We start from the raw sequence: 14,412 nt of genomic DNA on the forward strand, positions 1-14,412 counted from the left end.
ACCGAACGATGGTTTTTAGCCGTGAGCGATGCCCGCGACCACAGTGCCAGGAGGACAAACCCTCCCCTGCTGATCATCCTCGCAAGGGGTGAGAAGGTTCGGCACATCAGACTGCGGCCACTGGCAGCTTACAGCCTGGCCGTGGTGCTGGCGGTGGGTACCGTGGCTCACATCGGCTCCGCCACCTACCTGGCCCTGCGGGACGGCCTTCTCACCACCGCCGCTGCGCCAAGCATCTATGCGTTCGAAGACCGGATTGCCTCGCTTCGCGCCCAGATCACCGAGATCGGCACTGAGGCGGCTATGGAACAGCGGGATGTCCATCGCAAGGTAACCGAGCTGATCGAAAAGCAGGAGCTTCTGGCGCAGCGCCAGGATCGGCTGGAGCCGCTCCTCGGTAGATCAGGGCGGGTTGAGCCGCCCGCAGCAGCAAAGCCGAGCCCACCCACGCCGACGCCACGGCCCGACCGGCTCCAGATCCGGACGTCTGACGCGCGGTCGCAACCGGTCAGCGCCTCGGCTTACGCACCCAGTTCCAGACTGGACATCCCGTGGCCGCTCCAATCAGACACACAAGAGCTCCGGTTGGGACCGCCGGATCAACCAGAGATGCCCGATGCGGGTAAGGATCCATCACTCGAGCATTCGTTACTCGAGGTCGAGAACCGTCAGCTGGCGCAGATCGAGACCCTGACCAATCAGGTGTATCTGACGACCGAGACGATCGAGGACGTTCTTGAACTTGCGGGTGTGACCAGGAAGAACACTTTGAGCGAAGGCGGGCCCTTCGTCGAATTTACGGAAACGGCAGGCTTCAACGACAGGTTGCGGGAACTGGACGAAGCCCTTGATCGCCTTGACGAAGTCAAACTGCTTGTTCAGCGGATCCCGATCATCAATCCTTTGCCGGGCGCAAAGATCACCAGCCGCTTCGGCAGCCGCAAAGATCCATTCAGGCACCAGGTGGCGTACCACGCGGGTCTAGACTTCCGCGCCCGCAAGGGCGACCTCATCCGCGCCACCAGCGCGGGCCGTGTGATCAAGGCTGGTTGGTACGGCGGCTATGGGCGCATGGTCGAAGTGGATCACGGTGGTGGCCTCACCACCCGTTATGCCCATCTCCACGAGATCCTGGTGGACGTCGGCGACAGCGTCGTTACCGCGGCACCCATAGCCCGTGCCGGCAACAGCGGACGCTCAACCGGGCCACATCTTCACTACGAAGTGCGCCGCAATGGCGAAGCGCTCAATCCCCTGAAGTTCATCCAGGCCGGACGGCAACTCGCCAAACTTCTTTAGTTTCCGAGTGACCTAAACAAAAAAGCCGCCGGCGAATGCCAGCGGCCCTTTTGAAAAGATGGGAAGGAGGATTACTCCTCGGAGGCCTTCTCTTCAGCCTTTTCCTCAGCCTTCTTGGAAGCCTTCTTCTTGGCCGGAGCCTTCTTTGCAGGCTTTTCCTTGGCAGCAGCTTCGGTCGTCTCTTCCTCGTCCTCAGCCAGCAGCTCTTCGCGGCTCACCTTGTTGTCGGTGACATCGATCTTCGTGAGCAGATGGTCAACGACCTTCTCCTCGTAGAGCGGTGCGCGAACGCTTGCGAGAGCCTGCGGATTCTGACGGTAGAACTCGAAGACCTGCTGCTGCTGGTCAGCCGGGAAGCGGCGGATCGTGTCGAACAGAGCGCGCTGCATCTCTTCTTCAGAGATCTGCACGCCGGCTTCCTCACCGATCTGCGCGAGCACGAGACCGAGGCGGACGCGGCGCTCAGCAAGACCCTGGTACTCTTCGCGGGCAGCCTCTTCCGTGGTGTCTTCGTCTTCGAAGGTACGGCCAGCCTGCTCCAGCTCACGGGTGACCTGGGTCCAGATGTTGTTGAACTCAGCCTCTACGAGCTTGGACGGAGCCTCGAACTTGTAGGCAGCGTCGAGAGCGTCGAGCAGCTGGCGCTTTGCCTTCTGGCGGGTAACCGAACCAAACTGGTTTTCGAGCTGGCTGCGGATGATCTCGCGCAGCTTCTCAGCGGACTCAAGGCCAAGCTTCTCGGCCAGAGCGTCGTTGATCTCGATCTCTTCGCCGGCCGACACCTTCTTCACGGTGACGTCGAACTCGGTTTCCTTGCCGGCAAGGTGCGTAGCCGCATAGCTCTCCGGGAAGGTGATCTTGAAGGTCTTCTTGTCGCCGGCCTTGAGGCCAATGAGCTGCTCTTCAAAGCCGGGGATGAACTGGCCATGGCCGATCACCACGTCGGAATCTTCGGCAGCACCGCCTTCGAAGGGCTCGCCGTCGAGCTTGCCGAGGTAGTCGAGCGTGACCTTGTCGCCGTTCTCCGCAGCACCATCCTTCTCGGCATAGGTGCGGGTGGAGTCAGCAACGCGCTTGACCTGCTCGTCGATTTCTTCATCCGTCACGTCATAGACCTGGCGGGTGATCTTGATGTTGGAGAAGTCCTGCAGCTCGATGGCCGGGATGACTTCGTAGGAAAGAGAGAATTCAAAGTCGGCGCCGCCGGCCAGAATCTTCTCGGCTTCCTGCTCGTCCTCAGTCATCTTGACTTCAGGCTGCATGGCAGCCTTTTCACCGCGCTCGGTGATGATGTCGCGCGTCGAGTTCGACAGGATCTCGTTCACGATCTCGGCCATGAGGGACTTGCCGTACATGCGGCGAAGGTGCTGAAGCGGCACCTTTCCCGGACGGAAGCCCTTGAGGCGAACCTTCGTGGAAGCATCCTGCAGCCGCTCTACCAGGCGGTTTTCCATGTCCTGAGCGGGCACGACCACCTTGATCTCGCGCTTCAGGCCGGAATTGAGAATCTCGCTTACCTGCATCAATCAAACCTTTTATGTTTCATGCGCCGCTCTTAACGGCTACCTTACCGTCCAGCCTTGCCGAAGAACACTCAGGGCGGCTTTTCGCGGATAAAGGGACCGAATCCCCTGGCTCACGCCATGGATCCAGAAATTCGATACTACCTAGTCCGCTTCCCTTAATGTTGCAAAGGGGTTTGCCACTCCTTCTAGAACCTAGGCGTGGTTTTCCAGAACCGCGACCATATGTTCAAACACGAGTTGAGTGGTTAAATGAGAGCTTGCAAACACGCAAGACTTATCTTAGGGACGACGGCGTTGCGGGTGTGGCGAAATTGGCAGACGCACCAGATTTAGGTTCTGGCGCCGAGAGGCGTGGGGGTTCAAGTCCCTCCACCCGCACCACTTTCATTGGACAAGGTTGCATCACCGTCCACCGCTAGAGCGGCTTCTTGCGCTGTCCGCTCTTCTTCAAAGCTGCTCATCATCATCCTTCGCCATTGCCGGCTAACAGCCGCCATTCGTGCAGACTGATGGATCTGCCCGATTTTTGCGCATGCTCCTTTAGTGACGATTCCCGGAGCTTCCCGGATCAGCAAGCCTTGCTGCGTAGGCGGGGCGTTTATGTTGCAATGCACAAAACGCAATGCTGTCATGCACCATTGTTGCTTCAAAAATGAGCAGGTCGTGATTATTTACGCGGCAACAAAGCGACGAACAAATGAACAAGTGAGCACGACGATGAGCCTGATCCAGAACATTCGCAATTGGCGCCGTTACCGCGAGACCGTCAACGAGCTGAGCCGTCTTTCGAACCGTGAGCTTAGCGATCTCGGCCTGGCACGCAGCGACATCCCTTACGTTGCCCGTAAGGCCTCGTTCTAAGAACGCAAAGAATTACATAGATTTCGTCGAGTTCTCCTCCTCCTCCCATACTCGACGGATAAGACCGGCCCACTCCTCCTCCCCTCCCAAAAGGGCCGGTCATCAAAAACGGCACTCGCTGGCTCCTCCTCCCCCAGCGAGTGCTGTTTTTTATGGGCACAGGAACCCCTCTCGTCCTGACACCTCTACGGCATCATCATCTTCGATGATCCGGCGGTGAGGAAGCTACAGTTTGCGTTGCATTTGCGGGCAGTTCCTCCTATTTCCAACGCATGACACACAAACCCATTCACGTTATCGGCGGCGGTCTCGCCGGCTCTGAAGCTGCCTGGCAGATTGCCCAGGCTGGCGTCCCCGTTATCGTTCATGAAATGCGCCCGGTACGCGGTACCGAAGCACACAAGACCGAGAAGCTGGCGGAACTCGTCTGCTCCAACTCCTTCCGGTCTGATGACGCGGCCAACAATGCCGTGGGCCTGCTTCACGCCGAGATGCGCCTTGCCGGATCGGTCATCATGCGCTCCGGCGATGCGAACCAGGTACCAGCAGGCGGCGCTCTCGCCGTAGACCGCGAAGGGTTCTCCGACGCAGTCACGGCCGCGCTTGCCGCGCATCCTCTGATCACGATAGAGCGCGAGGAAATCACCGGCCTGCCGCCTGAGGATTGGGATCTCGCCATTATCGCGACCGGCCCCTTGACGGCGCCGTCGCTCGCCGAGGCAATCCGGGCCGAAACTGGCGAGGAAGCGCTGGCCTTCTTCGACGCCATTGCGCCGATCGTTTATTTTGACTCGATCGACATGGACATCTGCTGGTTCCAGTCCCGCTACGACAAGGTCGGGCCCGGCGGAACGGGCAAGGACTACATCAACTGCCCGATGACGAAGGAGCAGTATGACGCCTTCGTCCACGGGCTCATCGAAGGCGACAAGACCGGTTTCCGTGAATGGGAAGGTACGCCCTATTTCGACGGCTGCCTGCCGATCGAGGTCATGGCGGAACGCGGCCACGAGACGCTGCGTCACGGGCCGATGAAGCCTATGGGCTTGACCAACGCGCACAACCCGACCGTGAAGCCCTACGCCGTCGTCCAGCTCCGCCAGGACAATGCGCTCGGCACACTCTACAATATGGTCGGCTTCCAGACGAAGCTGAAGTATGCCGAGCAGACCCGCATCTTCAAGATGATCCCCGGGCTGGAAAATGCTGAGTTTGCCCGCCTGGGCGGCCTGCACCGCAACACCTATATCAACTCGCCTGCGCTCCTCGACGGAACGCTGCAGTTGAAGTCTCGCCCGGGCCTGCGCTTTGCCGGCCAGATTACCGGCTGCGAAGGCTACGTGGAGAGTGCTGCCATGGGCCTTATGGCCGGCCGTTTTGCCGCTGCCCAGCGTCTTGGCATCGACCTGACGCCGCCGCCAGTGACGACCGCCTTCGGCGCCCTGATCAACCACATCACCGGGGGACACATCCTGACGGATGAGGAGCCGGGTAAGCGCTCGTTCCAGCCGATGAACATCAACTTCGGTCTGTTTCCGCCGATCGAGATCCCGAGAACGGAAGGCAAGCGTCTACGCGGCAAGGAAAAGACGATTGCCAAGAAGCAGGCAACCTCAGCCCGCGCGCTTGCCGATTGCAGGGCATGGCTCGGCCTGCCTCAGGCTGCTGCGGCTGAGTAAGCCCGAAAACAAAGAAGCCGGATCATTGATTGGTCCGGCTTCACTTTTGCGACCATCACGAATTTCTACCAGCCGCGAGATGCGCGGCGGAAAACCGCCCATTGCTTGCGGATCGGGGAAATGTCGACGATCTCGTCTGCAACCCGATCGGCCTTGGCCTCAATCCTGTCGAGGTAGGCTTTCGTCAGCGATACCGGCAGGAACGCCGCTCTGACCCTGGCCGGCAATCCCTTCGCCCGCGCTTCAAACTTCGTCAGATGATCCCGGCCGAGCGCCACCATGGCGGAAACAACGCGCGCAATGCCGGCGCGGTCCTCACCTGCTATGAGGCTTTCCGGAGTCATGCCCGCCGAACGCAGGATATCCTGCGGCACGTAGCATTGCCCCCGTGTCCGATGGATCGGCAGGGAGCGGAGCAACCCGGCAATCGCCTGCGCGCAGCCGGCATAGCCGGCCATTTCGCCTGTTCCCACAGCCGCCTTCGGATCGAGCACCAGAGCCTGCAACTGGATCAGCGCCGAGGCAGTTTCGCCGCAATAGCCTTCGAGATCATTCCGCGCCGGCATCGGATCGTCATAGAGATCAAAAACCCGCGCATCGAGCATATTGAGGAATGGCTCGATCGGCAGGGCATGGGTACGAACCGTCTCCACGAGCTTCACGGCAAGCGGGCTACCGCCAGCAGCTTCCGCAGTGCCTGCGGTGAGCACGTCGCGCCACCATTGCAACCGCATTTCGCCCGGGATGGGCTGGCTCACGCGTTCGCGGACGGAAGCGATCTCCACATTGAAGGCGAGCAGCGTCAGCAGCGCTTCACGCTTTTCCTGCGGTGCGTAGAGTATGGAGAGGTAGCGGTCAGGGTCGGTTTGCCTGACAAAAGCAGGCAGGTCGTCGGCCGGATCGACGGAAGCGAGATCACTCAACTGCGATAAACGCAGCGGCGACCGCCCGTTCCTCCGCGAGCAGAACATTGTATGTGCGCACTGCGGCTCCTGTGGACATGACCTCGACCGAAATCCCTGCTTCGCGGATCATGGCCCGCAACGCTGCAGGCAACGGCTGGAGCCTGTCACCGGTTCCCACCAGAAGAAGGCTGACTTCAGCGGCTTCCGCGATCACCCGTTCAAGCGACGGGCCGTCGATTTCAGCGAAAACGGCAGGATCCCAGCCGTAGATGCCTGAAGGGATGCAGAGCAGCGATCCGCGGTGCGACATGTCGGCAAAGCGGAACCCGCCGTTGCCGTAGGCTTCGATGGGCGCGCGGCCCGGAAAGTGAGCCGCGCGTATTTCAATCCCGTTCGACATCAGGTCGCCGAGACCTCCTTCGAGATGGTCTTCAGGTCCTTGGCCTCGCCTGCGCGGATCTCATCTTCGGAAATCGCCGGTCCCTTGGTGGAACGCAGGTTGAAGAAGATGAGCGCCGGTGCCGAGATGAAGATCGAGGACAGCGTTCCGATGACGATACCGAAGATCATGGACGCCACGAAGGAGCGGATGACTTCGCCACCGAAGAGATAGAGGGCTACGAGAGCGAGCAACGTCGTCACCGACGTCATCACCGTACGCGCCAACATCTCGTTATCGGAGAGATCAAGCAGCTGTCCGAGCGGCATCTTCTTGAACCGCCGCAGGTTCTCGCGGACGCGGTCGTAGATCACCACCGTATCGTTGAGCGAGTAGCCGACAATCGTCAGCAATGCCGCCACGGTTGTCAGGTCCACCTGGATCTGCGTGACCACAAGGAAGCCCAGGGTCAGACAGATATCGTTGATGGTGGACATGATGGCGCCGATGGCGAACTGCCACTCGAAGCGTATCCACACGTAGAGCATGATACCGCCGAGTGCGGCCAAAACGCCCAGAACAGCCGACCACATCAGCTCGTTCGAGACAGTCGGCCCGACGACTTCCGTGCGTCGAACGTCATAATCGGCCGAGAGGATCTGCTGTGCCTGCTGCACGGTGGCATTGCCCGCAGCCTCGTCCTCGGCAGCGCCAAGACGGATCAACGCGTCGCTCGTCTCACCAAAACCCTGAACCTGAACTTCGTGGATGCCAACTCCGGCAAGCCTCTGACGAATGTCGCCAAGGTCGGCGTCGCCGCCCTTCGCCCGCACTTCGATCAGCGTACCGCCGGTGAAGTCGATACCGAAGTTCGGCTTGACCGTGAACAAGAGTACGATGGATGCGACGCTAAGAAGGATCGACAATACAAAGACATGGAGGCGGACCTTCATAAACGGAATCCGCGTCACCTCAGGCACGAGCTGCACGTAGCCCTTCGGCAATTCCGTAGGCTTCGAGCGGCGCAGCCACAGCGCAACGATCCAGCGCGTAAAGGTAAAGGCGGTGAAGAGCGTCGTGCCGATACCGATGGCGAGCGTCACGGCAAAGCCCTTGACCGGACCGGTGCCGACCAGGAACAGGACGAGCGCCGCGATCAGGGTCGTCAGGTTGGAGTCAACGATCGTTGCCAGAGCCCGCTCGAAGCCGGCATCGAACGACTTCAGCACAGTGCGCCCAAGCCGCCGCTCCTCGCGTATGCGCTCATATATGAGAACGTTGGAGTCCACCGCCATGCCGACTGTCAGCACGATACCGGCGATACCTGGCAGCGTAAGTGTCGCCCCCAGCACTGACAGGATGGCGATGATCATCACCACGTTGATGATCAGCGCGACATTGGCAATCACGCCAAGGAAGCCATAGGCCGCAAGCATGAAGACTATGACCAGCACCGAACCAATGATCGCAGCCATGACACCGGCATCGATCGAGTCCTGACCGAGGCCCGGACCAACCGTGCGTTCTTCAACGACCGTCAGCGTTGCGGGGAGCGCACCGGCGCGCAGCAGCACGGCGAGATCGTTCGCGCTCTGGACGGTGAAATTGCCGGAGATCTGGCCCGAACCGCCAAGGATCGGCTCGCGGATCTGCGGAGCGGAGATCACCTGATTGTCGAGGATGATGGCAAAGAGGCGGCCGACGTTTTCCTGCGTCGCCTGACCGAAGCGCGTTGCACCGCGCGTATCGAAGCGGAAGGAGACGATCGGCTCATTCGTGCGCTGATCGAAGCCCGGCTGTGCATCGACCAGGTTTTCGCCGGAAACGATGACGCGATCTTCGATCACGTATGGGACCGGCGGATTGTCGGTCGAGTACATCAGGGTCGTGCCGGCAGGGGCACGGCCACCGGAGGCAACCACTTCCTGCGGTGAGGTGGTCGTGTCGACCATCTGGAAGGTAAGCTTGGCGGTCTGGCCAAGAATGTCCTTCAGGCGCTGTGGGTCTTCAAGTCCCGGCACCTGCACGAGGACGCGATCGAGGCCCTGGCGCTGGATGATCGGTTCGGTCGTGCCGAGTTCGTTGACGCGACGGCTGATGACTTCGATTGATTGGCTGACGGCATTGGAAAGACGGTAATTGATCCCCCCTTCCGAAAGCGTGAGCCGCAGAAGGCCTGGCTCAGGTTCGCTCATATCGAGCTCACGCACCGAGCCCGAACCAAACAGCCCGGAGGAGATCGGCTGGGTGAGCTCGTTCAGAGCGGTGCGGGCTGCTTCGCGCTGACCCTCGTCACGTACGCGCAGCTGCACGGCGCCGCCGGAAATGGTGAGACCAGTGTAGCCCACTTTCGCATCGCGCAACACGCGGCGAACATCGTCGCGGGTCGCGGTCAGGCGTTCGTTGATCAGGTCCTGCCGCTCAACCTGCATCAGGATGTGCGAACCGCCCTGGAGATCGAGGCCAAGCGTCATAGGGCGCGTTGGCCCCCAGCTTGGCAAGGAGTTCAGAACCGACTGGGGAAGAACGTTGGGCGCTGCATAAAGGACGCTGAGTGCGACCGCCAGCCAAATAAGGATCGTCTGCCAGCGCTTGAAGTATAACATGCGGTGTTTCCTTTGCGGGCCTAGGTTATGCTGCCCCAGTCAATCTGCGGTCTGTCAGCTTACTTGGATGCTTCCGTCGGGACGGGCTCACCCTTGGCGCGAACGTCTGCCAGCATCGCGCGTAGCGCAGTGACCTTGACGCCATTGCCGAGGTCGACTTCCACTTCCGCGTCGTTGATGACCTTGGTCACCTTGCCGACGAGGCCCCCACCGGTCACAACGGAGTCACCACGGCGGACGTTTGCAAGCATCTCAGCCCGCTTCTTCATCTGAGTCCTCTGAGGCCGGATGATAAGGAAGTACATCACGGCGAAAATCAGGATGAACGGAAGGATGCTCATCAGTACATCCGGTGCACCCCCGGCGGCTGACTGTGCATAGGCTGGCGTTACAAACATGAAATGCTCCTGAGATTACGGCGGGAATCCGGAATTCCGCGCACTAAAGATTGCGCGGAATATAAATACTCAGGGCCGCAATGCAACAGCGCCCGGACCCACAAAACCTTGAGCGCACAAGCTTTGCTTGCCTTTGAACCCATAGCGGGAGTAAGAATGGAATTCTCCGTACCGTACGGTACTGTACTGCAAGGGGATCGCAATGGCCGAAGATGCAATCGAAACATTGAACAAGAAGCTCGACAGCCTGATCGAGCTGATCGGTCGGATGGCGCCGAAACCGTTGCCGGAGCCGGATTTCACGGCCGCCGATTGCTTCGTGTGGATTGCCGATACCAGCACCCTGCAGCCTGTACCCCACGTCAACCGCGTCGACATTGGCCTTATCGCCGGCGTTGACCGGGTACGCGACATTCTTCTCGACAACACCAGACGCTTTGCCGCAGAGCTTCCGGCCAACAACGTGCTCCTCTGGGGCGCTCGAGGCATGGGCAAGTCGTCGCTCGTCAAGGCGGCTCAGGCTGAGGTCAACCGCACCCGTGCAGACGACGCCTCACCCCTGAAGCTCGTAGAGATCCACCGCGAAGACATCGATACCCTCCCCCGGCTGATGAACCTGCTCAAGGCCGCGCCCTACCGGTTCATCCTGTTCTGCGACGACCTGTCATTCGATCACGACGACACGTCCTACAAGTCGCTCAAGGCCGTGCTGGAAGGCGGCATCGAAGGCCGGCCCGACAACGTCATCTTTTACGCGACCTCCAACCGCCGTCACCTGCTTCCGCGCGACATGATGGAGAACGAGCGTTCGACTGCCATCAACCCTTCGGAAGCGGTCGAGGAAAAGGTTTCACTGTCGGACCGTTTCGGCCTCTGGCTCGGCTTCCACAAGTGCTCCCAGGATGAATACCTGCAGATGGTGGAAGGCTACGTCCGCTACCACGAGCTGAAGATCGACCCGGAGACGCTCCGCGCCGAAGCGCTCGAATGGTCGACCACCCGCGGCAGCCGATCAGGTCGCGTTGCCTGGCAGTTCATCCAGGACCTCGCCGGCCGCCTGGGCCAGAAGCTGAAGGGTTAGACTTCGCAGAACTTTGCTTTGCCATGGAAGAAACGGATTAGATCAACATCTCTTGCGCAAGGCCGCATCGGGTTTTGCTATCACTGGTTGCATCGCCTCCACAACTGATCCACACTAGATCCTCCACGTCGGGACGGAGGGGGCAACGTGGCAGGCAAGGTTCCTTTGCTGGAACAGATGCGCCGCAACCCGCGAGCGGACTGGACCATTGATGATATTGCAAGGCTTTGTACTGAACATCAGATAGAACTGGAAACGCCATCGCGAGGCAGTCACTACAAGGCGATTAGCCCCCATATAGCGGGCCATTTGACCATTCCGGCTGCACGTCCGATCAAGACGCCATACATTCGTTCCCTTGTTATGATGATTGACGTACACTTGGAATTGCGAAGACAGGCAAGTTTGGGAGACTGAGCATGGACTATCCAATCATCCTTGCCCCCCTTAGCGAGGAAGATGGGGGAGGCTTCGTTGGCCTCGTACCCGACTTGCCCGGATGCATGTCAGACGGCGAAACGGCGGAAGAGGCGCTGGCCAATACCCAGCAGGCGATCCTCGAATGGATCGATACGGCCCGGCGTCGGGACCTGCCCCTCCCGGTCCCCGGATCATCTGTACGTCGTGCAAGGCGCGAGAAGGAACGTCTGGTTGCCGATCTAAAGGATCTTGCAGGCAATCTTGACCAGATCGAGTGCCGTGTCGATGAGCTTGAGCGTGTCCTGCGGGAGGTGGAGCAGCGCCTCGATCACGAAGAAGAATGGGCGCGTTTCGCCGAAATTACGGTTTTACCGGTCAGGTCAGCCAAGCCTCTGAAAGGTTCGGCCTGAGACTGAACATTTTCAGCCTTTGAAACAGCGAAGGGAGCAACCGGCGAGTTGCTCCCTTCTTTTTGTTGCCTGAGGCTGAGCCGTTGCGGCTCAGTTCAGATAGGTCATCGGATTGACCGGGCTCGTACCCTTGCGCACTTCGAAGTGCAGCTTCGGACGGTCCGCGTCGCCGGTCATGCCGGAGACGGCGACTTCCTGGCCGCGCTTCACCTGGTCGCCGCGCTTCACCTTGAGCTGCGAGGCGTGGCCGTAGACCGTTACGAGGCCATCTTCGTGACGGACGAGCACCGTGTTGCCAAAGCCCTTCAGGCCGTCACCGGCATAGATCACGACGCCATTCTCGGCTGCACGGACGGAGGTGCCCTCCGGTACCGCGATATCGATGCCGTCGTTCGACTTTCCACCGCCGCTGCCGAACTGGGAAATGACGCGTCCCTGAACCGGCCAGCGCAGGCGACCGACACCGGTTGCCTCAGGCGGAAGGGCTGCCACTTCGGCACTCTTCTGAGCCACGTCGCTGACCGTCGAGGAAGCTGGCTTCGGCTGCGATGCCGGAGCAGTCGGCGGCGTGTAGGAGGCGACCGTCTCAGGCTGCGATGCCTTCACAGGCTTCGGAGCATCTACGGGGGCTGCAACCTTGATCGGCTTTGGCTGCGGAGCTGAAGCTACCGCAGGTGTTGCGACCGGCGCTGGTGCGGGTGCAGGTGCTGCGGCAACCGTCGTCGTCGGAACGCTGCTGCCGCCCGGGATGGTCAGGCGCTGGCCGATACGGATCGAATCCGGGCTCGACAGTCCGTTGGCGTTCTGGATCGCGGATGCGCTTGCACCCGTCTTCCTTGCAATGCCGTAGAGCGTGTCACCGGGAGCGACCACGTAACTGCCGCTGCCCTGGCTGGAGGTCCTGGGCGCGGAAGGTGCTGCCGGGGCCGGTGCAGTCATCACGCTGTTCGAAGCGGCGGCCATCTGCTGGGGAGCCGGAGCTGCGGGCGGCGGGAGTGCGGCCGAGCTGGACGGTGGCGGCAGAGGCTGCGAAGACACCGGTGAAGAATAGACCGGAGAGACCGGGGCTGCCGCGACCGAAGACGGAGGCGGAACCTGATAGTTCTGCTGCGGTGCGGCCTCCTGAATTGTGCCATACCCACCGCCAACCGGAACCTGGGGTCTAACCACAGAGTTGGTGGAGAGGCCGTCAGTCAGCCCGTCCATGCCACGACTGCAGCCAACGACTGCGCCACACATGACGGCTACTGCCACGCCCCGTGCCAGACCACTCTTGAACTGTGCTGAGATACTGAAACCCATGAACTTACCCGCACTCGTCCCGCTTTTTTCTATTTGGTTATAAAAGCGTATTAAAGTTACTGGCAGGTTAAGACGGGGTAAGAATACGGTATCAGATGGCTTGAGCTATACCTTTAGCAAGGGGTTGCAGCCTCACCGGCATGATATCGGTGCGCTCAAAACGGCTGCCGGTCTTAACGAATCTCTGGATCATCTGGACGTCTTCGGCAGGTCCTACAGGGGCCACCAGAACGCCGCCGCTGGTCAGCATTTCCGCGTAACGCCGCGGCGGTTCGTCGAAGGCTGCCCACGCGACAATGCGGTCAAACGGGCTGTCCTCGACCGGGTCGAGCCCATTGCCCTGACGGCACATGACGTTCTTGATCCCGAGCGCATCGTGGCGCACGCGCGCATCTTCGATCAGCCGCTTGAAGCGGTCAAGCGATACGACTTTGGAAGAGATTCGCGACAGGACGGCCGCCGTGTATCCGGAACCGGTGCCGATTTCGAGCACCTTGTGATTTGATCCCACGTTCAGTGCGTCGAGAACGACCGCCTGCAGGTCGCATCCCTCGATCGATTCACCGCAATCAATGGGAACGGAACGGTGCGACCATGTCCAGGCATGCCATTCAACGGGAACGAAGCTTCCGCGCGGCGTAGCCTCCATGGCGGAAAACAATGCGTTGTTGATCACGCCCCGCGCGCGCATGCGAAGCATGAACGCTGCAAATCCCTCTCGCTCCCCTACCCGTTCGTTCATGCGAGCGCCTTGGCCAGCTGATCACGGACCGCATGCGCTGTGAGATCGAGGTGCAGCGGGGTGACGGAGACAAAGCCGTCGCGAAGTGCTGCCTGATCGCTGCCTTCCCGCAGCTCAACCTCGGCCCGTCCGAAGCGCAGCCAGTAATAGGGGAAGCCGCGTCCGTCCTTGCGCTCGTCGATCCAGAGCCCGTGGGTGAGACGCCCCTGTGTGGTCACCCGCACGCCCTTGACCTCGTCAGCCGGAAGCTTCGGGAAATTGACGTTGAGGAACACGCCCTTGGGCACATCAAGATCGATGAGCCGCTTCAGCAGGTCCGGAGCGAGCGTCTCAACCGTATCCCACGGCACGTAGCGCATGTCGTTGGTGTAGTCATAGGCCTGGCTGAGCGCGATCGAGCGGATGCCGAGGAGCGTTCCTTCCATGGCGCCGGCGATCGTGCCCGAATAGGTCACGTCATCGGCCATGTTGGAGCCATTGTTGACGCCGGAAAGAATGAGATCCGGCGCCCGATCCATCACCTTGCGCACACCCATGATGACGCAGTCCGTCGGCGTGCCGCGCAGCGCGTAATGACGATCATCGATCTTGCGCATGCGCAATGGCTCGGAGAGCGAAAGCGAATGGGCAAAGCCGGACTGGTCCGTCTCGGGCGCAACCACCCACACATCATCAGTCAGGGTACGAGCGATGCGCTCAAGGACCTTCAGGCCCTCGGCATGTATTCCGTCATCGTTTGTCAGAAGAATACGCAACGCTCGCCCTTTCCCGCCTTCTCAAAGAACCACTTAAACGTCGAGTTGC

At 60.4% G+C, this 14,412-nt stretch carries 15 protein-coding genes and 1 tRNA gene; 7 read left to right on the forward strand and 9 right to left on the reverse strand.

The genetic code is table 11. The features are described 5' to 3' along the window. Nucleotides 1-21 precede the first annotated feature (21 nt). Nucleotides 22-1,299: a M23 family metallopeptidase gene (locus tag IEX27_RS03395; RefSeq protein WP_188719504.1), complete on the forward strand. Its 1,278-nt coding sequence runs from the start codon at nucleotides 22-24 to the stop codon at nucleotides 1,297-1,299. Nucleotides 1,300-1,370: 71 nt separating this feature from the next. Here the strand turns inward: IEX27_RS03395 and tig are convergent, their stop codons facing one another. After that, a complete protein-coding gene (gene tig, locus IEX27_RS03400; protein ID WP_188719505.1) occupies nucleotides 1,371-2,822 on the reverse strand; it encodes a trigger factor in 1,452 nt (483 codons plus the stop codon). Nucleotides 2,823-3,121: 299 nt separating this feature from the next. Here tig and IEX27_RS03405 point away from each other — a divergent pair. Then, nucleotides 3,122-3,206, forward strand: a tRNA-Leu gene (locus IEX27_RS03405). Here the strand turns inward: IEX27_RS03405 and IEX27_RS03410 are convergent. Further along, nucleotides 3,185-3,457 carry a hypothetical protein gene (locus IEX27_RS03410; RefSeq protein ID WP_188719506.1) on the reverse strand — a complete coding sequence of 91 codons (273 nt, stop codon included), beginning with the start codon at nucleotides 3,455-3,457 and terminating at the stop codon, nucleotides 3,185-3,187. The genes IEX27_RS03405 and IEX27_RS03410 overlap by 22 nt on opposite strands. A gap of 85 nt (nucleotides 3,458-3,542) precedes the next feature. Between IEX27_RS03410 and IEX27_RS03415 the strand changes: the two genes are divergently transcribed. Then, on the forward strand, nucleotides 3,543-3,686 hold the full coding sequence (locus IEX27_RS03415; protein ID WP_188719507.1) for a DUF1127 domain-containing protein: 144 nt from the start codon (nucleotides 3,543-3,545) through the stop codon (nucleotides 3,684-3,686). Nucleotides 3,687-3,958: 272 nt separating this feature from the next. Next, entirely contained in the window at nucleotides 3,959-5,365 is a 1,407-nt protein-coding gene (gene trmFO / locus IEX27_RS03420) for a methylenetetrahydrofolate--tRNA-(uracil(54)-C(5))-methyltransferase (FADH(2)-oxidizing) TrmFO (protein WP_188719508.1), read from the forward strand. Nucleotides 5,366-5,430: 65 nt separating this feature from the next. Here the strand turns inward: trmFO and IEX27_RS03425 are convergent, their stop codons facing one another. Genes IEX27_RS03425 through yajC form a run of 4 tightly spaced genes read right to left on the reverse strand, consistent with a single transcriptional unit; the run spans nucleotide 5,431 to nucleotide 9,653 of the window. Beyond that, entirely contained in the window at nucleotides 5,431-6,288 is an 858-nt protein-coding gene (locus IEX27_RS03425; RefSeq protein WP_244630196.1) for a phytoene/squalene synthase family protein, read from the reverse strand. Continuing rightward, nucleotides 6,281-6,670 (reverse strand): Mth938-like domain-containing protein, encoded by a 390-nt coding sequence (locus IEX27_RS03430; protein WP_188719510.1) that lies wholly within the window; start codon nucleotides 6,668-6,670, stop codon nucleotides 6,281-6,283. Before IEX27_RS03430 ends, IEX27_RS03425 begins: the two co-directional genes overlap by 8 nt. Beyond that, nucleotides 6,670-9,255 (reverse strand): protein translocase subunit SecDF, encoded by a 2,586-nt coding sequence (gene secDF / locus IEX27_RS03435; RefSeq protein ID WP_188719511.1) that lies wholly within the window; start codon nucleotides 9,253-9,255, stop codon nucleotides 6,670-6,672. Before secDF ends, IEX27_RS03430 begins: the two co-directional genes overlap by 1 nt. Nucleotides 9,256-9,314: 59 nt before the next feature. Next, complete coding sequence (gene yajC / locus IEX27_RS03440) at nucleotides 9,315-9,653, reverse strand: preprotein translocase subunit YajC (RefSeq protein WP_188719512.1); 339 nt, start codon at nucleotides 9,651-9,653, stop codon at nucleotides 9,315-9,317. Between the two features lie 202 nt (nucleotides 9,654-9,855). Here yajC and IEX27_RS03445 point away from each other — a divergent pair, with 202 nt between their 5' ends. From IEX27_RS03445 to IEX27_RS21540, 3 genes are all read left to right on the forward strand, one after another. Then, the gene (locus tag IEX27_RS03445; RefSeq protein WP_188719513.1) at nucleotides 9,856-10,734 is read left to right on the forward strand and encodes an ATP-binding protein; all 879 of its coding nucleotides are present in this window, start codon (nucleotides 9,856-9,858) and stop codon (nucleotides 10,732-10,734) included. Nucleotides 10,735-10,881: 147 nt separating this feature from the next. Next, entirely contained in the window at nucleotides 10,882-11,151 is a 270-nt protein-coding gene (locus IEX27_RS03450; protein ID WP_244630197.1) for a type II toxin-antitoxin system HicA family toxin, read from the forward strand. A gap of 2 nt (nucleotides 11,152-11,153) precedes the next feature. Further along, nucleotides 11,154-11,564, forward strand: coding sequence for a type II toxin-antitoxin system HicB family antitoxin (locus IEX27_RS21540; protein WP_188719514.1), 411 nt, complete (start codon nucleotides 11,154-11,156; stop codon nucleotides 11,562-11,564). A 90-nt stretch (nucleotides 11,565-11,654) separates the two neighbouring features. On the opposite strand, the gene IEX27_RS03460 is transcribed toward IEX27_RS21540, so the two are convergent. The 3 genes from IEX27_RS03460 to surE form a co-directional block, all read right to left on the reverse strand. Then, nucleotides 11,655-12,866: a M23 family metallopeptidase gene (locus IEX27_RS03460; RefSeq protein WP_188719515.1), complete on the reverse strand. Its 1,212-nt coding sequence runs from the start codon at nucleotides 12,864-12,866 to the stop codon at nucleotides 11,655-11,657. Nucleotides 12,867-12,957: 91 nt separating this feature from the next. Further along, entirely contained in the window at nucleotides 12,958-13,608 is a 651-nt protein-coding gene (locus IEX27_RS03465; protein WP_188719516.1) for a protein-L-isoaspartate(D-aspartate) O-methyltransferase, read from the reverse strand. Continuing rightward, complete coding sequence (gene surE, locus IEX27_RS03470; protein ID WP_188719517.1) at nucleotides 13,605-14,363, reverse strand: 5'/3'-nucleotidase SurE; 759 nt, start codon at nucleotides 14,361-14,363, stop codon at nucleotides 13,605-13,607. The genes IEX27_RS03465 and surE overlap by 4 nt, the downstream gene beginning before the upstream one ends. Nucleotides 14,364-14,412 lie beyond the last annotated feature (49 nt).

The sequence above is a fragment of the Nitratireductor aestuarii genome, assembly GCF_014641695.1.
Taxonomy (GTDB): Bacteria; Pseudomonadota; Alphaproteobacteria; order Rhizobiales; family Rhizobiaceae; genus Chelativorans; species Chelativorans aestuarii.